General features: G+C 43.5%; 8 protein-coding genes. All 8 read left to right on the top strand.

The features are described 5' to 3' along the window. The first annotated feature begins 46 nt into the window (after positions 1 to 46). The 8 genes from ABNK31_RS06950 (at position 47) to ABNK31_RS06915 (ending at position 21,171) form a co-directional block, all read left to right on the top strand. The gene (locus tag ABNK31_RS06950; RefSeq protein WP_418894948.1) at positions 47 to 3,364 is read left to right on the top strand and encodes a glycosyl hydrolase; all 3,318 of its coding nucleotides are present in this window, start codon (positions 47 to 49) and stop codon (positions 3,362 to 3,364) included. 742 nt (positions 3,365 to 4,106) lie between these two features. Continuing rightward, positions 4,107 to 4,808: a DUF6261 family protein gene (locus ABNK31_RS06945; RefSeq protein ID WP_418894947.1), complete on the top strand. Its 702-nt coding sequence runs from the start codon at positions 4,107 to 4,109 to the stop codon at positions 4,806 to 4,808. Between the two features lie 89 nt (positions 4,809 to 4,897). Beyond that, positions 4,898 to 8,017: a SusC/RagA family TonB-linked outer membrane protein gene (locus ABNK31_RS06940; protein ID WP_418894946.1), complete on the top strand. Its 3,120-nt coding sequence runs from the start codon at positions 4,898 to 4,900 to the stop codon at positions 8,015 to 8,017. Positions 8,018 to 8,028: 11 nt separating this feature from the next. Beyond that, positions 8,029 to 9,858 (top strand): RagB/SusD family nutrient uptake outer membrane protein, encoded by a 1,830-nt coding sequence (locus ABNK31_RS06935; protein ID WP_418894945.1) that lies wholly within the window; start codon positions 8,029 to 8,031, stop codon positions 9,856 to 9,858. 20 nt (positions 9,859 to 9,878) lie between these two features. Beyond that, positions 9,879 to 12,950 (top strand): SusC/RagA family TonB-linked outer membrane protein, encoded by a 3,072-nt coding sequence (locus ABNK31_RS06930; RefSeq protein WP_418894944.1) that lies wholly within the window; start codon positions 9,879 to 9,881, stop codon positions 12,948 to 12,950. Between the two features lie 11 nt (positions 12,951 to 12,961). After that, a complete protein-coding gene (locus ABNK31_RS06925) occupies positions 12,962 to 15,244 on the top strand; it encodes a RagB/SusD family nutrient uptake outer membrane protein (protein WP_418894943.1) in 2,283 nt (760 codons plus the stop codon). 217 nt (positions 15,245 to 15,461) lie between these two features. Beyond that, a complete protein-coding gene (locus ABNK31_RS06920; RefSeq protein ID WP_321579690.1) occupies positions 15,462 to 18,305 on the top strand; it encodes a hypothetical protein in 2,844 nt (947 codons plus the stop codon). Positions 18,306 to 18,336: 31 nt separating this feature from the next. Beyond that, a complete protein-coding gene (locus ABNK31_RS06915; RefSeq protein WP_418894942.1) occupies positions 18,337 to 21,171 on the top strand; it encodes a family 78 glycoside hydrolase catalytic domain in 2,835 nt (944 codons plus the stop codon). Positions 21,172 to 21,178: the final 7 nt, after the last annotated feature.

Genomic DNA, 21,178 nt, shown 5'->3' with positions numbered 1-21,178 from the left:
AATAAAAAAAAATAGAATAAAGGGAACTAAAAAGAAGGCATTTATAATGAAAAAGAGAATATTTAATTTAGTGACAATCGTGATGGCATTTACTTTTTGCGCTTCGCAATGCAGCGAAGAGAAGCCTGCCTTATCACCGGAATCGTTGGAAAGCGGCTTCGTGACACCTCCCGATTCTATTCAGACAAGTGTGTATTGGTATTGGATCTCCGACCATCTCTCCAAAGAAGGAGTCGTGAAAGACCTCCATGCGATGAAAGAAGTCGGAATAAATCGCGCGTTCATCGGCAATATAGGCATTAACAACCTTCCTTTCGGAAAAGTGAAAATATGGAGCGACGAGTGGTGGGACGTTTTACATGCAGCGCTGAAAACGGCGACCGAATTAAATATCGAGATCGGCATCTTCAACTCTCCCGGTTGGAGCCAATCCGGCGGGCCATGGATTAAACCGGAACAGTCCATGCGATACCTGACGTCTTCTAAAACAACGGTTAAGGGACCGCAAAAAATCTCTATTCCATTACTGAAACCCGAAGGATTTTTCCAGGATGTGAAAGTCATCGCTTATCCCGTCACGACCGGTAATCAAAACTCATTAACGGTTCAAAATACGGCAATCAGCTCTTCTCCTTCCATAACGGAACTTGCAAAAATTATCGACAAGAACAATACGACAGGGATCAACATCCCCGAAAGCGGTGAATTCAGTATTTTCTTCGATACAAAAGAACCTTTTACGGCAAGAAGCTTATCCGTACAAGTAACGGAACGTCCGGTATCAACGCAGGCTATTTTACAAGCAAAAGGCGCGGACGGCGAGTTCAAAACCATTTCGGAGTTTACGATTGATCGCTCAAACATAGACCTGAATGTCGGATTCAAACCCTTTGCTCCCGTCGTGATTTCCATTCCTTCGATTTCATCGACAGGCTATAAATTGACCTTTAAAAACAGTAGCGCCCCGGTACATTTGGCGGAAGTGGAAATCAGCTCCTCTCCCCGCGTGGAGAGATACGCCGAGAAAACGTTAGCGAAAATGCACCAGACCCCGCTGCCCTATTGGAATGCCTATTTGTGGCCTTCCCATCTTGAAGGCGATGAGGCGAATCTTGCCATCAAAAGCGGAGAAGTGAAAGATATTACGCAAAACATGTCTGCCGATGGCGTACTGACGTGGAATGTTCCCGAAGGGGAATGGACGGTGTTGAGAACGGGCATGGCCCCGACCCAAGTGACCAACGCCCCTGCCTCGCCGGAAGCCACAGGGCTGGAAGTCGACAAGATGAGTAAAAAATGGGTCGCGGAACATTTCGACCGGTTTATAGGAGAGATATTAAGGAAAATCCCCGAAGCGGATCGAAAGACATTTAAAGTCGTCGTACAAGACAGCTACGAAACGGGCGGGCAAAATTTTACGGATGATTTTCTCGCGGCATTCGAGAACAAATACGGTTACAATCCCGTTCCTTACTTACCCGTTTACGAAGGACTTGTAGTCGACAGCCAACTGGCCTCCGACCGCTTTCTATGGGATATGAGAAGGCTGGTCGCCGACAAGGTTGCGTATGATTATGTAGGCGGATTAAGAGATATCAGCCACAAACACGGCCTGAAGACATGGCTGGAGAACTACGGGCATTGGGGATTCCCCGGAGAATTCTTAATGTACGGAGGGCAGTCCGACGAAATCGGAGGAGAATTCTGGAGCGCGGGCGATTTAGGCAATATCGAAAACCGGGCAGCGACTTCTGCCGGGCATATTTACGGGAAGAAGAAAATATCGGCCGAATCCAACACGTCCGGAGGTCCTGCCTATTCCCGCTATCCGGCCATGATGAAACAACGCACCGACCGGTTCTTTGCCGAGGGAATCAACAACACCCTCTTGCATCTGTATATCCACCAACCTTATGAAGATAAAAATCCGGGGGTAAACGCGGAATTCGGAAACGAGTTCAACCGGAAAAACACATGGTTTTCGCAATTGGATGTCTTCATCCAATATCTGAAAAGGACAAATTTGATGCTCCAACAGGGATTGAACGTGGCGGACGTGGCTTACTTCATCGGCGAAGACGCCCCTAAAATGACCGGCGTCACCGATCCGCCCCTGCCGGTGGGATATCAATTCGATTACATGAACGCGGAAGTTATCCTGCGGGATATGAAAGTAAAAGACGGCCTGCTCACGCTGCCGCATGGAACGCAATATAAAATATTGGTTCTGCCGAAGCTGGAAACAATGCGCCCGGAAGTCCTTGAGAAAATTAAAAAACTTGTTTATGAAGGAGCAGTCGTTCTTGGCCCCGCTCCCACCCGATCGCCGAGCCTGCAAAACCAACCCCAAGCCGACGAACAAGTCAACAAGCTGGCAAAAGAGTTGTGGGCGGAAGCCGATGGAGAGAAAGTGAAGTATCGCCAGTACGGCAAAGGATATATTATGAACGGGCTGAGCCTGGAAGAAGCCTTTGAAATCATCTCCTGCATTCCCGATTGCAAACTTCCCGAAGATCATTCCATCCATTACGGGCATAGAACGATGCCGGGGATAGATATCTATTTTCTCTCGAATCAAACGGACGAAGAAAAAATCAGTTATTCCGAATTCAGAATCACCGGCAAACAACCCGAATTATGGGACGCAACCACCGGCTCGATAAGGGATCTTCCGGCTTACGAGCAAAAAGGACAATCGACGGCCGTCCCGTTAAAACTGGCGGCCAACGAAAGCGCTTTCATTGTATTCCGCCGCTCCGCGGCATCTCCCGTGTCGGGAAATATCGTAGACAATTACCCCGACCCGAAAGTGATTACGGAATTGAAAGGCCCCTGGAACGTCACATTCGATGCCGCAAAGCGGGGCCCTTCCGAACCCGTGGCTTTCGAAACGCTCTACGACTGGGGCACTTCTTCCGACAAACGGATTAAATACTATTCGGGGAGCGCGGATTACCGCATTCAGTTCGATCTTCCCCAAAAACAACCGGATCAACGCATACTGATCGATCTGGGCAATTTGACGGCGATGGCTAAAGTTTTCGTCAACGGCGCGTATGTAGGTGGCGTCTGGACGCCGCCCTACCGGCTCGATATTACCGAACAGGTAAAAACGGGAACCAACGAGTTGAAGATAACAGTGATCAATACCTGGACGAACCGCATGATAGGCGACCTGAATCTGCCCGAAGCGGAACGGGAAACATGGTCGCTGGTTAATCAGTATAACTCCCAAAGTCCGTTGCAGCCGTCCGGACTTTTCGGACCGGTAACAATCAATAAGATAAACAGAATGGGCTACCGATGGTTCCCTTCCGAACAGATTCTTTTGATAAATAAACAGGCTTCAATTCCACCAAAATAGAAAAGGAAGGTTTAATTTAACATTAAATATCAAAAATCTTAGTCTTTATATCACATATCACAGTAATTGATAAAATAAGGACAATTATCTTTGCCAAGTAAAATCAGACGACCAGAAAAATTTAAGAGTGGTCTAAAATAGAAATCAAATACAAAATACTTTTCTAACTGATTTTATTATAAAAAGTGGCGTATTCTATATAATTCAAAGAATGGCACAAAAGATTGACATATTATCATTGGTCGGGAAGGATGTTCTTTCTTACACAATAGTATTGCTACCCCCCTTAACATATTTTAATACATTATTATACTATAATCTTTTTCTTCTCGTTTATCCTGCAACTTTTCTATGCGGGATGATTGAACCTCTCATCTATGCACAAACGGCTGCTTACAAAACCGATAAGCAGCATGCACCCATGCGGCGACGGTTACCTGTAAATTCCTGTTTAATCTCTCGCATACGGCGAAGATTAAACAGGAACTCCGGAATGATTTTCGCCACACGTAAAACATTCATCCGGAACATTAGGATGTTTTTTGCCGGACTTCTTTCATTCCCCGTGAACACCTACAGCATGAACGGCAAACGAAAGATAGTAGCCGGGAAATGCATGACACCTTCCGTGCCTCGCCGGACATTATCCTGCAGTTCTCGAATCATTTCTGCCGAACATCGGAGAAATACATTTATTTACATAATAAGCGAAAAATATTTATAACATTAAAAATTAAACATCATGTTAAAGATTTCATTAACAAGATTATCGACAAAAGCGTTGGGTGATTTCGCCATACGCGTACTTTTATTATTAAAAGCATTAGTCGAAACCATCCTGAAGGACCATCCTTTACTTGCTGACCTGGAAGAAAAGAATGCCATCTACCAACAGGTAGTGGTGAAAAAAGTGTATAGCGGGCTAGGAGATGATGTGGGTACGTTCGACCTGAAACGCGATAATGCCTATCGCGGATTCCGGCGTTTATTGAAGGGCTTTCTTCGGTTTGAATCGTCGAAGCGCAAAGATGCACAAGCATTACTGGAAATTTTGAAAGATGTAGGCGATATAGAAGGGCGGAAATATGCCGACCAAAACACTATGATGCGCAAACTGATAGAAAAACTATCGCAAGAAGAAAACTTGGCACGGATTACACGCCTGGGACTAACCGATGAAGCAAATGCCTTAAAAACGTCGCAAGATAATTTTGAATCAGAAGCCGGGATGCAGACCGAACAAAACACGCAATTACGCCAAATTGGTTCTGCCTCTACACTGCGCAAAGAATTGCACGAATCACTTTACAATGTATTGGCATTGGTATCGGCCATGCGCAACCAAGCGCAATGGAGCGGCCTGTATGCTCAACTGGAGCAGCTAATCAAAGAATTTAAAACAAGAAAAGAGGAAGACGAAGAGGATGAAAAACCGAAAGCGTGAAACTTGTCTTTCCTTTGCAATTTACAAGGAACATGAATGATTATTATATAGACATATAAATTATCAATCTAAACAAATGAAAAAATGAAATGAAAAGAAAAATCTCAAATCAAAAAAAGGGAATTTTGGCCATACTGATATGGACATTTTCTTTGGCAATATTTGCCCAAAACATTACTCTGACCGGAACCGTCACGGATACAAAAGGAGAACCTTTGATCGGAGTATCTGTAAAGATACAAGGGACAAGTAATGGAACGGCAACTGATGCCGAGGGTTCTTTTACTTTATCCAATGTGCCTCCTAATGCAGTATTGGATGTGTCATATATAGGAATGAAAACACAGACCTTAAATATCAGTGGACGCACTTCCGTAAATGTTATATTGGAAGAAGATGCGGAGGCATTGGAGGAAGTCGTCGTAGTGGCGTATGGTGTACAGAAAAAGGTATCGGTAACCGGGGCTATTTCCAGTGTTGATACAAAAAATTTGAAACAGAGTTCATCGGCCAATTTATCTGCTGCATTGGCAGGGCGCTTGCCAGGATTAACGGTTATGCAGACTTCAGGACAACCGGGATATGATGAAGTCAATCTTTATCTTCGTGGAGTAGGAACATTGAATGACGCTTCTCCTCTCATCCTTATAGATGGGATTCCTCGGAGTAATATCGATAAGATAGATCCCAACGAAGTTGAATCGATCAGTATTCTAAAAGACGCTTCAGCTACTGCTGTATTTGGAGTGCGTGGGGCCAATGGTGTTGTGATGATTACTACTCGTCGAGGGAAACCGGGTAAATCGGAACTTAGCATTTCAGTTGATCAAAGTATACAGCAGTTTTTAGTGAAGGCCGACCGTTTGCATTCATGGGAATTTGCAGAACTACGTAACCAGGCCTATACGAATGATCACCCCGGTGCGACTGAAAATGAGATGCCATTCACTCAATACATGATTGATAAATACCGCAGCGGTGAAGACCCGGTATTCTATCCGGATCGGGATGTTTTTCATGATTACTTCAGAGATTGGGCGCCTCAAACACGTGTAAATGCAAACTTCAATGGCGGTGGGGACCGATTCACTTATTTTCTCAACGCAGGTTATATTGGACAGGGAGGCAATTTCAAGACAGAACCGGAGAGTTTTCTCGGCTATGATCCAAGTTATAAAATGAATCGCTATAACTTTCGTGGAAATATTGATTATAGCATTGCCAATAATTTAAAAGCATCACTGAATATTGCAACCTATATCGAGAAGATGAATACCCCCCAAACGATTGATTTGTTTGGCGGAAGTGTGGCCGGAATGGTGCAGAACATGATCTCCTATACATGGGGAACTCCTCCGACAGACCCGGGGCCAACCACCGTAGCGGGTTATGGAGTACCGCCGCATGAAATGGTAGCTCAATCGGGACAAGATAGAAATACTTATGGTGAAATCAACAGAAGGGGATATCGCCAGGAGACGACCAACAATATGAACTCTTCATTGTCCTTAGATTGGGGGTTAGGTTTTATCACGAAAGGATTGTCTGCAAAAGGAATGATTGCCTTTGATAGCCATGCAAGTACGGTTTTACAAGGAGTACGGGGTGTAGATTACTACGCTTTTAATGTAGCTCGAAATACCGGTGAAACCAACGGTTATAGTGCAATCAGGACTAATCAGGATGTTGCAATTCGTTTATCGAAAAGTATGTCAACCCGTTATTATGTCAATTATCAAGCTTCATTGAATTATGCCAGATCTTTCGGGAAACACAACCTTACCGGTATGTTCCTTTACCAGCGTGATAATTGGGATCAGTATGGCGCCGATTTACCATATAATATAGTGGGATTGGTAGGCCGTGTTACCTATAATTATGAGGATAGATATCTGGCCGAGTTTAACTACGGATACAATGGTTCGGAACAATTCGCACCGAACAATCGATTTGGTTCCTTCCCTGCATTCTCTGTTGGTTGGATCGCTAGCAACGAAAAGTTTTTGAAAAAGATTTCATCCATTAGTAATTTGAAATTGAGGGCTTCGTACGGTTTGACGGGAAATGATAAATTAGGATATGAAAGATTTCTATATCAAAGTTTCATCAATATGGGAAGCGGTATCTTTCCAACCTTGGGAAGAGGACAAAGTGTGGTACAAGGCAGAATGGGGAATGAGGCTCTTCAATGGGAAATGGCAAAAAAAACGAACTTGGGTATCGATGTAGAATTGTTAAAGAGCCTTTCACTGACAGTGGATCTCTTTCAGGAACACCGGGATAAAATCTTGATCAGTAGGAATACGATTCCGCAACTGCAAGGTGTGCCACTGGAAAATATCCCCAAAGTAAATATCGGTGAAGTAAATAACAAAGGATTTGAGGCTGAGTTAACCTATAAAAAAGTTGTGAATAAAGATTTTTCTTTCCTTGTAAAAGGAAACTATGCCTATAATAAGAACACCGTAGTTTATGCCGATGAAGTTCAATATGGCGAAGATTACACCTACAGAAACAGAGTTACAGGGTATAGCATCGGCCAACAATTCGGATATAAAATAGATTATAGCAATGGAAATGGTTATATCAATACCCAAGAGGAATTGGATAACCTGCCGGAGTATCAAATGGGGGGAACTCCCCGTTTAGGCGATTTTATGTATGTAGATGTAAACGAGGATGGAGTCATCAATGACCGTGATATGGTACCCATAGGATATCCTACCATTCCACGTGTTACTTATGGGATTTCGAGTTCCCTAAACTATAAGAACGTCGATTTTTCGTTCCTCTTAACGGGTGTGGGACAAACGCATAGATATACCAATGGATGGGGGGTAACAGAATTTGCCTTGGTTGGGTTTTATAGTGGCTGGCACAAGCAGGCCTGGACTGCCGGGAGATATGCTAATGGGGAAGAGATTCTTTATCCGGCTCTGGGAATGTCTAGCGGCGTAAGTCAGGTCCCCAACGATGTATTTATTATGGATCGCTCTTTTTTGCGCTTAAAAAGCATCGAGATGGGGTATACCTTTCCTGATAAATGGATAGTTCCCCTAGGTATTTCAAGAATAAGAATTTATCTAAATGGAAATAACTTATTTACCATCAAGAAAATGCCAATAGACACCGTAGATCCGGAACAATCCGACGCTTTGGTGTATCCCCTGACAAAAATGGTCAATTTCGGGCTTAATATTACATTTTAACTAATAAAATAATGCAGGATATGAAATTTCAACGATTATTATGGATAATACTTCCCTTGGCCCTGTTTTTCAATAACTGCGCGGATGTTCTTGACATGGCGCCTGATGGTAACATGCAGATGGACGAGGTTCTTTCTGACCCAAACAAGGTAGAAGCGCTTTTGAATAGTTGCTATAATAACATTCCCCAGAAAGGATTCACCTATTGGTTTTATGAAAATTTGCCGATAGCAGCAAGTGATGATGCGTATACTTCATACGAAGCAGCAGATGATCCTATTACAGGCATTTACAGCGATGCCAACTCAGCAAGCTCTCACCATATGCGGGATGCCTATGATGGACATGGAGGAGGTAATAATGATTACTGGATACGTTCCTGGCAGCAAATTCGCCTATGTACGCAATTTATTGAGCTAATAGATGAGTCAGCTGTAAACAGAGAGACCGACAGAGGGCGTTTCAAAGCAGAAGCGCGCGTATTAAGAGCATTTTTCTATATGGAATTGATTAAATGGTTTGGTAAAGTTCCCATATTGGAAGCGACTGTTCCTTTCGATGCTGATTTTTCAACTATGACACGGTCTTCAGTCTACGATGTGGCAAAATTCATTGCTTCCGATTGTGATGCAGCCTTGACAGAGCCTAATTTACCTTGGAGGATCGACCATCAGGATGATGCAATGCGAGTAACCAAAGCGTTAGCTTTAGCGCTGAAGACAAAAGCAATGTTATTCGCTGCTAGCCCGCTTCATAATGAAGGCGAAGACCATTGGGAAGAGGCCTATACTACTGCCAAAGACGCAGTCGCAAAACTGAAGGCAAACGGATATGAGTTATTTACCAAGACCACACAACCGGCTGTTTATGGCACCGGCCCGGGCGCTGCATTACGTCAATTGGTTTCTCAAAACGCGGATTATTCCGCCACACCACGCGACAAGGAGACTATTTTCCAGATACGGTCAGGCGGTTTGTTTGTATGGCATATCGGTTATATAGGCAGTAATATGCCCAATACCTACAAATGCGGGGCTAGTCCTACCCAAGAGTTGGTCGACGCTTTTGAAACAATCGACGGACAGCCGATCCTTAATCTCGAAAAGCCTTATTTGGACGAGAAGCACCTACAACCCAATTATAATGCATCAAATACGCTGTATGACCCGAATAACCCCTATGCCAACCGTGATCCCCGTTTTGATGAAACAGTGCTTCATAACGGTAGTACCATTGTATTCGATAGTAAAACAGTCGAGATTGAAACTTTTATTGGGGGAGCACATGCACCTAATTTCGACATAACGGACAAAAGCTTCTCAAGAACAGGATATTACCCTACCAAAATGGTTACGCCTGGGGCAAGCGGCAATAATCAAATCAATAGTTCAAACTGGAAATATTATCGTTTGGGTGAAACTTTATTGGATTTAGCTGAAGCAGCTGCCGAAGCAGGCCATTTAAATGATGCGCGAGCTGCCGCAAATGAAGTTCGTGCCCGCTCGGGAATGCCCGATCTGCCGGCAAGCCTATCCCAGGAGGAACTGATTCTGCGCATACGCAATGAACGCCGTGTGGAACTGGCATGGGAAGAACAGCGCTATTTCGATCTTAGACGCTGGCAAAAACCAACAGGTAATTTAAGCGAAACATGCAAATGGTTTACCGCAATGGTTATAACCAAAAAAAATGATGGTGGATTCTCCTATACTCGTCAGAATGTTTCTAGTAGTTCGAGAGGAGGATGGCAAAACCGGGACTTATTGCTTCCACTACCTTTAGAAGAAGCAGCAACGCTTGAAGCTGTAACGGGACAAAAATGGCAAAATACAGGATGGTAATTTCAATAATGCTGAATAAAATGGAGAAAAATATTAAATTCATAGCCTTATACATTATTTGTTTACTAATGGCTGTGCCTTCATATACACAGGAAACAAATGATGCGCAGAATCGGATCGTGAATGAATTTAACCAACCGATTCAGGGTGCAATAATCAAGACAGAAGATGGTAAATATACTTTACGCACGGCAAAGGATGGAACATTCAGGTTACCCGTCGAATTGAAGAGTAAATTTATTCAGGTATCAGCTACCGGATATCAAAATATCCGTATATCTGTTGAGCAATTGATGGATGAAAAAGAGATTAAACTCTCTTTCGATCCCCACAACATGGGAGGAGAAGTTAATTTTGGATATCACTCCTATAATAAGGAATCGATCACCGGAGCTGTTTCTTCCGTTTCGGGGGAAGTATTGGATAAAACTCCTTCGAATGTGCTGTCGGACACGTATGAGGGAAGGCTACCCGGTTTAACTGTGATAAATAACATCGCTGAGCTGACTTTCTTCGGATATGGGAATTATAGCAAGTCAATTCGTGGAAATTCATCTATTAACGGAAATTCTCCGTTAGTGATGATTGACGGCGTAATTGCCCCCACACAGTATATCGAATTTATTTCTCCCAAGGAGATAGAAAGTATATCGGTATTAAAGGATGCATCGGCAACTGCAGCGTTTGGCATCCAAGGATCAGCAGGCGTGATTGTTATCACCACAAAAAGAGGCTACGAAGGGAAATTGAAGGTGGAAGCCTATGCCGATCAATCCTTTCAACAGATGACCCGGCGTCCGCAATTCGTTAGTTCGGCACAGTATGCAAGATTACGCAATGAGGCCGGAGAAAGAGACGGCTTAGGCACATACACTCAATTTTCGCAGGAAGAAATTGATCTTTTTGAAGCAGGAAATGATCCCAGATACCCGAACAACAACTGGTTTGATCAATACATCAAACAAGTAGTGTTGAGACAACGAGTAGGCGTGAATGTGTCAGGTGGTACGGATAAATTTCGTTATTACTCAAACTTAAGCTTTATTCATCAGGATGAGCCTTTAATCATCACAGACGAACCTAATAGAAAGTATGACCCTACGCCCAATGTGAATATTGGTAACTTCCGTACGAACATGGATGTTAAATTCAATGACTACATATCCGGTTATATGAGATTGGCAGGAAATGTAAAACGGGAAATATTAGCTGGTGGATATCTGGGTTGGGATATATATAGCCAAATATTCAATCAACCTCCGACGATGTATGGTCCGCTTTCACCGATTAATGAAAACGATGCTGAATTGAGTGAACAGGTAGTGACGGTAGACGGATTGGATAATCCTGTATACGGTATGTTGAACCGATCAGGATATCGCACAGTGATTGAGACAAATATCTTGGCTCAAACAGGATTAAAATTGGATTTGGGTTTCCTATCCGAAGGACTTTCAGTAAGCGGTGGTATGGCCTATCAAACTTATGTACGGAATGAGACGGGTACCAATCAGAGTTTTAAGAGACTTATACGAGAGGATGATTTTTCTACATTAGATAATTTCATTCAATATAAAACGTTCGAAAATACACCGTTAAGTTACAACAAAGGTTCTGTATTTTTCTACTATTTGAACTTTTTGGGAAGCATCGACTATAACCGTCGTTTTGGAGACCATAGCATCGATGCTTCTGCACATACCTATTATTTAAACCAAGAAAAAGAATCGGCTGGATCCTCCAGTGATGTACTACCGTATAAACGGCAAAACTTTGGACTCTCTGCGCTGTATGGATACAAGGATAAATATTTTCTGAAAGCGAATATGGGATATTCAGGCTCGGAGCAATTCCACCCGGATCACCGATATACACTTACTCCGGCTGTTTCAGCTGCCTGGATCGCATCCAAGGAAGATTTTTTTCAATCTCCATTCATCTCCTTACTAAAGTTTAGGGTGTCCTACGGTATCAGTGGCAGTGACCAGTTGGGTGGAGCGAGACTTCTTTATTTGGATAATATTCGCTCGGATGGTTCGGAACTGGAAAGGGGAAATCCAGAGCTGGAAGCAGAAAAAATCAAAAAGTTGAACGCAGGAATAAATTTGGGATTCCTCAATATGTTCACAGTAGATTTTGATTATTTCTCCCATTATGTTGATAACATGTTGATCAACAGTAGTTCTAAGATACCCGAATATCAAGGAATTCCACTAGGATATTTTCCAAAACTGAATGAAGGAGAAATGGAGAATAAAGGATTTGAGTTATCCTTAGGTTTCAATAAGCATCTCTCGAAAGATTTTTCACTGTTTGCCCAAGCAAACTTCATGCAAGCGAAAAACAAGGTAATCAATATCAATGAACCTTCGCTTGGTGATGATTACGCTTATCCCTACCGTACGCAGGGTTACCCCCTTGGACAACTTTGGGGATATGAGATTGACAGGAGTAATGGCAACGGAATGTTCAATTCGGCGGAAGAACTGGCCAATTCAGGCCTCACCTACTCTTTCGGTACGCCCCGCGTAGGAGATTTTATCTACAAAGATTTAAACGATGATGGCATCATCGACGAAAAGGACAAGGCTCCTTTAGGGTATACCAGCTTGCCGCAGCAGGAGTATAGTGTCGTTGGAGGGTTCACCTGGAAAAGTTGGGAGTTTTCTTTCCTCCTTCACGGCGTGAAACAAAGTTCACAATTCTTAAGTGGCATTGGAGCTTATGAAAATCAGGGAAAAGGAATATTTAATGATATCCATTTGAATGCCTGGACGCCTGAACGGTATACTGCGGGAGAAAAAATCAGTTATCCTGCACTCTCTTTATCACCGTCTACGAACCATATTGCAAACGATTTCTTTTTAATGGATCGTTCTTACCTACGCTTGCGCAATGTAGAATTGGCATATACATTACCAGAAGAACTTTCGGATAAAATTCACTCCGAAAAAATCAGAGTAGCGTTTAATATTCAAAATTTGTTCACACTCGATAATATGAAATCTAACTATATTGATCCGGAAATCGGAAGTATAAATACATTCCAACCCTACAGAGTTTTTAATATTGGTATCAGTGTAAACTTCTAATGTTTTAGATTATGAGAAATTTTATTATAAAAATATTTATCATTGCTATTAGTCTCTTAGGTATAAACGCTTGTGCCGATCTTGATTTACCTTCAGATGGAAGGTTAACGCTTCAAGATATGTTCAGCAGTTACTATCTGACAAGAAATTACTATGGCTCTTGTCGCGCATATTTTCCTCAAGTCGGATTTATGTATCAGGGACAACAGACTCCACTTGCATCCTTCAGCGATGAAGCGCATGATGCAAGTGATGGTGTGAATGGTGCAGTGAATGGCTGGTATGATAACCGGACATCATCATCAAACAATCCCGCGGAAGGAAGTTATTCATGGGCCCACTATTTTCAAGCAATCAGAAAATGCAACACATTCCTGGCAAGTATAAATGATCCTGAAATAGCTACGGCACAAATTGATGAAGACGAAAAGAATGGATGGATTGGCGAAGTGCACGTATTAAGAGCATTTTATTACTTACAGTTGATCAAAAGGTATGGAGGAGTCCCCATCATAAATACGCCCTATGAGGTTACTCATGATTTTTCCCAAGATCATCGTGCTACTTTCGAGGAATGTGCGGACTTTATCATTGCCGATTGTGATGCTGCATTAACAATTCCGGAAAGCGGAAAATCAGATATAGGCTTCCGATGGAATATTAGTGATAATGAAAGAGGAACAATTACCCGCGCCTTTGCATATGCTGTCAAATCGCAGACTGCATTATATGCTGCAAGCCCATTGTGGAATACAGCAAATAGTAAGTACACATGGACAATGGCCGCGGAAATCACCAAAGAAGCATTAGACCAATGTTTGGCACACGGGTTTGAGTTATTCAATACTAAACCGGCAAAAAATATAGCCCAAAATGCGTATGCTTATTATTTCATTCTCCGTTCCGACCCAAGTCGTTCTGTAGACAAGGAAACCATATTTGAAACAACCGCCGCCAGAACAAACGTATGGAAATATGCCGGCACTCCCATCACAGAAGGTGTTGAGAAAGCAGGGGCAGGTCCTTCTCAGGAGTTGGTAGACGCTTACGGCATGCAAGCAACCGGTGAAATGCCCATCTTGGGATATTCAGACGCTCAACATTTAGAGCCTATTATAAATCAAAGCTCCGGATATGATCTTTCTAACCCCTACAACGGAAGAGATCCTCGCTTTTACGCCTCCATCTACTACAACAACGCTCCCAGAACGCTCTCTTCCGGGAATATAGAGAAAGAGCTATATCCGTTAGATTTTATAGAAAATGCAGCGAATAATATTTCAGTTTCTGTTAATGGTGATGAAACCACTTTAACAAGCACCGGAGGTGATCCATGGATACATACCACCAAAATTGGGCGAGCATTAAATTCTGCCGGAAAAAGTGTGATCAGCTTTCAGTACAAGAGTAACAAAACAGTTACTGACGCTGAATTCTTTTTCTGTGTAGCAGGCGGTCCGCAGGGAGGTGTTGAGTCTGGCAGCAATATTACAATTGAAAAAGCCTCCGAATGGAAAAGATTCGAATACGATCTCTCTACGGCAATAACCACTTGGGGGTTTGGTGTGAATGCGAGCGGCGGAGCAGCTCCTGAAAATCATTTCTTGCGGTTTGATCCCACAAGAGGAGAAGGGTATGAGATAACCATTAAAGATTTCCAGATCGAAACTTCTATACCACCTCAAGCAGCAACTCCTGTCGAAACTTTTGTAGGAGGTAATTGTGGAATTTCAAATGATATCACGCAAACCCGATTTACCCGTACGGGTTATTATCTCCGGAAATTTAATAATTACAAATCCAATGTAAATGTTGATGCCGACGGATTAATGAAAATCTTTAGATTGGCAGAACTATATCTAAACTTTGCTGAGGCTGCTTCAAATGCTGTTGGCCCCGATGTAGCCGTGGAAGGGAAAGCGAGCGGAATAGGCGCCCTTTCAGCAAGAGAAGCTGTAAATATAGTTCGGGTACGGGCTGATATGCCTCCATTGCCTGCAGGTCTTTCGAGTGAAGAGTTTCAAGTTCGATATCGCAACGAAAGACAAGTGGAGTTAGCTTTTGAAGAGCATCGTTTTTTTGATGTAAGAAGGTGGAAAATACTGAACGAAACCGACAAGTTTGTTACAGGTATGAGAATAACAAAGAATGGAGAAGAGTATATCTATAATAGGATAAAATTACAAGATCGTGGAACCAATGCAGATAAGTATCTGATGTTTCCTATCAACCTTTCTGAAGTGACTAAAATGGAATCTTCCACTGGCGAAAACTGGCAGAATCCAGGTTGGTAATACTTGTTTCATCTAATATTTTTTAATCAAAACTTAGATGAATCCGGACATACATTCCGAGAACTCTGAAAATTTTGGAAAAAAACGATAGGGTTGTTGGAAAAGAATATCAACTTCCTACAAGATTTTGCTAAGTAGTTAGACGATCTTGCCTATATTTGGAAAAAATGAAACATCTCAATGCTTTTCAGTGGAACCAACTATCCATAATTCAATTATGAAGGTAATAAAAACTTTCTTTTTAATATGTGTGTTAGGATCCCTCTGTGGAAGTGGATTATCGATTTGGGCTCAATCAATTATCCTCACCAGCGATCAACAATTAACAGACTTGATTGATCCCGACAAGGAGATAGACTTATCTATCGGATACAATAAGGACATCCGAAGTTTGAGACAAATTTGTGAAGAGAATAGTAGACGTGGGTCTGAAGAATTAATCGTCGCTTTCGACGAATTTTTCAGGCAATACCGCAATGATTCGGGAATTGAACGGCAGTTGACACCCGATATGGAGGAATATGTGGATAAAATCAAGATCGTAAGCGACTTTGCGAAGCGATACGACCTTGGATTGTGTTTGAGCCTGCTTAGTCCTATAGAACTGGGACATGCATATAAAAAACAGACTGGTAACAGCGGACGCTGGCTGGCTTACAAAGTAGGATTTAGGGATGCCAATACTGGTAAGTTCAACCTTCCTATCTGGCAGCAGCTTTACTGGACCAACAACAAAGGCAAATCGCCTGTAAAGTTGAAAAGCGTCAAAGCTTATGCCTTTAAAGAAAGCGGCGGACACATTCCCTATCGTGTGGTTAAGCCGGAGAACATAGTGCCTTTGACTCAAGTGGAGTACGAATCAACCGATACAATGACCTATGCTACGCATGGGATAGGACAGAGCATTGAGATGCGCCTGCTGCACGTTTCTGGTGAAGAGCCCTGTGTGTCTGGGTACGACCGGGTAATGGTTATGCTCGAATATGAAACTCAAGAAATGGATTATTTCAACGATGATGCGCCGATTTTTCTCAAGGCATTGATGAAAAAATACTACGATAAAGGTGTGAACCTGACGGCGCTGTACTCCGACGAAATGCATATCCAGCAAGACTGGAGCTATTTCAGTCACCACGAGAACGGACAGTTTGCCGAACGTTATCTCACAAGAAGCATGGCTGAAACGTACTCCCGAAAATTCGGGCAGCCGTTCGAGGACAAATACCTGCTTTATTTCGTTTACGGCGCGCCCAATTTCGAGCCGTTCGCCCATTCAGTACTCAACGTGCAGTACGTGATGGGACCGGAACCGGAAGACATTCACCGGACGTTCCTGTTGCGCGACCGTTACTATAAATTGTTGAACAACGGAGTCGTTGACCTGTTCAAGGAGGCGAAAACATACGGCGAGTCATTGTTCAAACGCGAGTTGAAAACCGGCGCACATGCTTCCTGGGCCGAAAGCCCGACTATTGATCTGTGGAACACGGAAAGGTTGCCCGGATTCCCCTCGCAATACGAATATACGTCTAATTTCGTGTGGAGTAACACGGTACACCAAGCGGCGGCGGCTTGTTACGACTATTTCAAGTGGGGTGAATACTTGCAACCAACCGGTAATGATTTCGCGGAATGTGGCTGGAGCGATCGCAACTATTATGGTGCGGCGATGGCCGCATCTATCGGAGTGATCAACAAATACCCGAGCGCTTATGCGGCAGCTTGGGGGTTCCCTGACAAGGCGCTGGAACGCCGGATGGCCATCGACTATGCTTTCGGCGCCCAGCCGCCCCGCGACATCTCTATGATCACAGGAGGTGTTCACCGTGATGTGGATGTGTTGACACTCTATCCCTTGAGTTTGGTAGCGGTAGAAGAACGCTTCGGCAGTTGGATTACCCAATATGGCTATACCAACTATCTTACCGCCGAAAAATTGGTAGAAATGGGCGAGGCATCGGTTGATGGCAAATTAAAGGTAAAAGACAAAACCTACGGCACATTGGTTGTGCTTTTTGAACCCTTACCGGAAAAAGGACTACTCGATATGCTGGCGCAGTTTATGAAAAATGGAGGTAAAGTGCTCTGGTTCGGCCCTCCACCGTTGCTCGACTCGGAAGGACTCGATTGTACGGCGCAATGGCAACAACTGGCGGGAATTAGCTACCAATACGACAACTATATGGGTGAAATCGCAACGGGCAAGGAAATCACTTTCAAGGAAAGTTTCTCTGCTGTTCCACCACAAACCATTCTGACCGATTTTCTCGTGGACCGGATCTATCCGGTAGACTCCAATGATAATGAAGTCGTCGCACTATGTGACGGTAAAATCGTCGGAGTAAAAACCGATCATGGAAAAGGGACATTCTACTATCTTGGATACCGTCCGCGTGATGATCAGTCGCAGAGCCTCGGTTACGAAACGCGCACCTTGTTCGAACTGCTTCATGCAGCCGATGCATATCCCGCTACAGGACGCGTGACGGGCGTTAACGATAACCCTTCAGTGGTGTCGCGTACTTCCGCTTACTTCGTAACCGCATTTCCAAATACCACAACGATGGTAGTACGACATTATCGCACACATTGCGAAAATTGGGAAGGAGGATTCTCCCGGAATGCCGAAAAAGATGCACAAGCTCTCGCTGACAACCCATTACCTACCGACATCATTGATCTTAACAATATAGCTATCAACGGACACAGAATCACATACAATGGAAAACTTTCAATGGCTTTCAGAACTGGCAATAATAACCGTCTGACAGCCTTTATCGGTAGCCATTGTAAGGATATCGTAATTGATGGTCATAAATATTCCTTCGCTGAGCAACCGCTTACGAAAATTGTCTTCATTCCCGAAACAAATGATAAAGGAACTGTTTACCAAATACAGATCACGGGGACAGGTCATGTTAGATTGCCCATCGCGGCAGGCGGAAAATCACCCGTCGTGAAATTGGGTGAAAAGATTATTCCTTCGGAAGTGAAGGGAGAGTCGTTGTTGCTCGAAATTGACGGCTCACTCTCGGGAAAATGGCTCCAAGTAACACGCTAACATAGTTAATTCATAATAATCCGAAATTCTCATGTATAGAAAAATTCAAAACTTGCGCTCCAGTAGATTACGTTATCAAATCCGTTTTATTCTTTTTGTGATCATGGTTCTATCGATTTCATCATGGCAAACAAAAGTATATCAGAATATCGTTATTGATGAACTGCGATGCCACAATTTAACCGACCCTGAAGGGGTTGATTTTCCGTTATTAAGCTGGGAAATAAAAACTTCGGAGGAAGGTGTTTCTCAAACTGCCTGGGAAATTGAAATAGCGTCCCGTAGAGATTTGCTTCAAAAAGGAAAAGCGGACGTGTGGAAGTCGGGAAAACAACTCTCCGACAAACAATTCAATATCAAGCCGGAATTATCCTTGAAAGAAGCGACCCCTTATTACTGGCGGGTAAGAATTTGGGATAACTCCGGTAAAGTTAGCCGCTGGAGCGATCCTGCGTATTTTTCTATCGGACTGTTAAGCGAAACATTATGGATGGCAAAATGGATAACGTACCCTTACTCTAAAGAACAGCCTCTGCCTTATTTTAGGAAGGCATTTGAATTAAACGACAAACTTCCGACAAAAGCAATCGCTTATTTCTGCGGTTTAGGCGCTGGCGAGCTCTATCTGAACGGACAAAACGTCGACTCTACCCGTTTCTTGGATCCGGCACAAACCAATTACGAACAATATGCTTTATATAGCGCATTCGATGTAACGGAATACCTGCAAAAAGAGAGTAACTGTATAGGAGTTATGCTTGGCAACGGATGGTTCTCACAAGACAAAGCCTGGGGAGGCCTTTCATACGGCGACCCGATGTTTCGGCTTCAGCTTGTGATGTTTTATAAGGACGGTAGCCGCAGGATATTGGGAAGCGATGAAAGCTGGATGTGGAAAGAAGGTCCTGTTTGCGAAACAAATATTTACCTAGGGGAAAGTTATGATTCCCGCCGGGAAATAAAAAATTGGAATATGCCGGGCATGTCAACCGACGGATGGCAACCCGCGTTGCCGGCGTCGGAAAACACACCTTCCCGCTTGATGCCTCAACTGATAGAACCCATCCGAAAAAAAGAAGTCCTATCGGCGAAAAAAATTTGGCAAGACCCATTCGGCAACTGGATTTATGATTTTGGCGTGAACGTAGCGGGCATTCCGCTATTAGAGGTTCAGCAACCTGAAGGCACACACATCACCATCCGTTTTTCCGAAGAAGTCGATACAACCGGGAGTTTGGATTTTGAATCCACCGGCTGGATTCACCAAGGCCGCATATTCCAAGACGAATATACCTGCAAAGGAGGTTCGATAGAACGCTGGTCGCCACGATTCACTTATCACGGTTACCGGTATGCCGAACTCTCCGGAATTTCAGAAGAGCCGAATGAAACAACCCTCAAACTGGTGACGGTTCATTCCGATGTAGAAAACAGCGGCACTTTTGAATGCGCCGATGAGCAAATTAACACGTTGCACGAGATGGCGGTACGAACCGTCAAAAGTAATCTTCACGGTATACCGACCGATTGTCCCACGAGAGAGAAGTGCGGATGGTTGGGCGATGTCCATGCCTACGTAAAAATGGCTGCTCTGAATTTTCAAATGGATAATTTTTGGCAAAAATATCTTGAAGATATCCGTTCAGGCGCTTCAAAAGAAGAAAAAAACACCTTGTTTCATGAAAGATATAACAACACTTTCTATTTTGAGGATAAACCGGCCGGAATACCCTATATGATCGCTCCGGGAAAACGCCTTTGCGGAGTGGCCTCCCCGGATTGGGGTACAGTGTTGGTACAACTCCCGTGGTGGATGTATGTGTATTACGGGAACCGGAAAATACTCGAGGAGTATTACCCGTTGATGAAGCAATGGACGGAATATGTGGAATCGTTAGCAAAAAATAAAGAACGAACAAAAAAATACAATCCGGAAACAACGTCCATTGTTTATCAAGGACTTGGCGACTGGTGCCTACCTACGTATCAATCGGCAGACAATCCCCTCGTTGAATTTACTTCCACGGCTTTTCATTATCTCGATACCCATATTATGGAACAGGTTGCCCGTTTACTGGGAAAAGAAAGCGATGCAAAAACATTTGGGGCAAAAAAAGAAGAAATAGCGCATGAAATCATCGCAACGATGTACGATCCCATGAACAAGACTTTCGGGACGCAGACAGCAGATGCCATGGCTCTCGATTTAGGATTCGTCCCTTCGGGAGACGAAGAAGCCGTCGCGGATGCCATTGTCCGGAATATGAATGAAAAAAGTGAAGGGTTTATGTATTGTGGAATATTCGGATTGTGCCGGATGGGAAGTATGCTCGCCCGAAATGAAAACGCTCAGGCTGCATGGAATATGTTTACGAAAAAAGGGGAAAACAGTTTCGAGTGGATGTGGAAATCGGCACAAGCCACATCGCTATGGGAAATCTTGCCGGTTAACGAAATTACACGGAAGTCGGCTGCGGAAGCATCCTATAACCATCCGATGCAGGCAGGTTTCGATGTTTCCTTCTTTGAAGATATCGCCGGCATACGCCCCGATTCTGCCGGTTACGGATTTAAGGTCATTCGCTTCCAACCTTTATTCTGCGATTACCTGCCTTGGGCGAAAGCCAGTATTCGTTCCCCCTTCGGCGAAGTGATAAGCAGTTGGAAAAAAGAAAAAAACAGATTCGACTGGGAAATTACCATTCCGCCCAATTCAACCGGACTGGTAACATTTCCTTTCGACGGAGTATTTACGGTTAACGGGAAAAAATTGGAAGATTGCAACTTCTCACGGATTGAATCGACCCCAGGAAATGTCAGTTACAAGTTTCCTTCCGGTCATTTTCATATTTATAGTCAAAAGTAAAAACGAT

The sequence above is a fragment of the Limibacterium fermenti genome, assembly GCF_041902845.1.
GTDB lineage: Bacteria > Bacteroidota > Bacteroidia > Bacteroidales > Dysgonomonadaceae > Limibacterium > Limibacterium fermenti.
This window is presented reverse-complemented; position numbering and strand designations above follow the sequence as displayed.

Excerpts from the sequence above, each read along its gene's own strand:
- ABNK31_RS06925 (WP_418894943.1), top strand. The coding sequence starts at position 12,962 with ATGAGAAATTTTATTATAAAAATATTTATCATTGCTATTAGTCTCTTA.
- ABNK31_RS06945 (WP_418894947.1), top strand. The coding sequence starts at position 4,107 with ATGTTAAAGATTTCATTAACAAGATTATCGACAAAAGCGTTGGGTGAT.
- ABNK31_RS06935 (WP_418894945.1), top strand. The coding sequence starts at position 8,029 with ATGCAGGATATGAAATTTCAACGATTATTATGGATAATACTTCCCTTG.
- ABNK31_RS06950 (WP_418894948.1), top strand. The coding sequence starts at position 47 with ATGAAAAAGAGAATATTTAATTTAGTGACAATCGTGATGGCATTTACT.
- ABNK31_RS06920 (WP_321579690.1), top strand. The coding sequence starts at position 15,462 with ATGAAGGTAATAAAAACTTTCTTTTTAATATGTGTGTTAGGATCCCTC.
- ABNK31_RS06940 (WP_418894946.1), top strand. The coding sequence starts at position 4,898 with ATGAAAAGAAAAATCTCAAATCAAAAAAAGGGAATTTTGGCCATACTG.
- ABNK31_RS06930 (WP_418894944.1), top strand. The coding sequence starts at position 9,879 with ATGGAGAAAAATATTAAATTCATAGCCTTATACATTATTTGTTTACTA.
- ABNK31_RS06915 (WP_418894942.1), top strand. The coding sequence starts at position 18,337 with ATGTATAGAAAAATTCAAAACTTGCGCTCCAGTAGATTACGTTATCAA.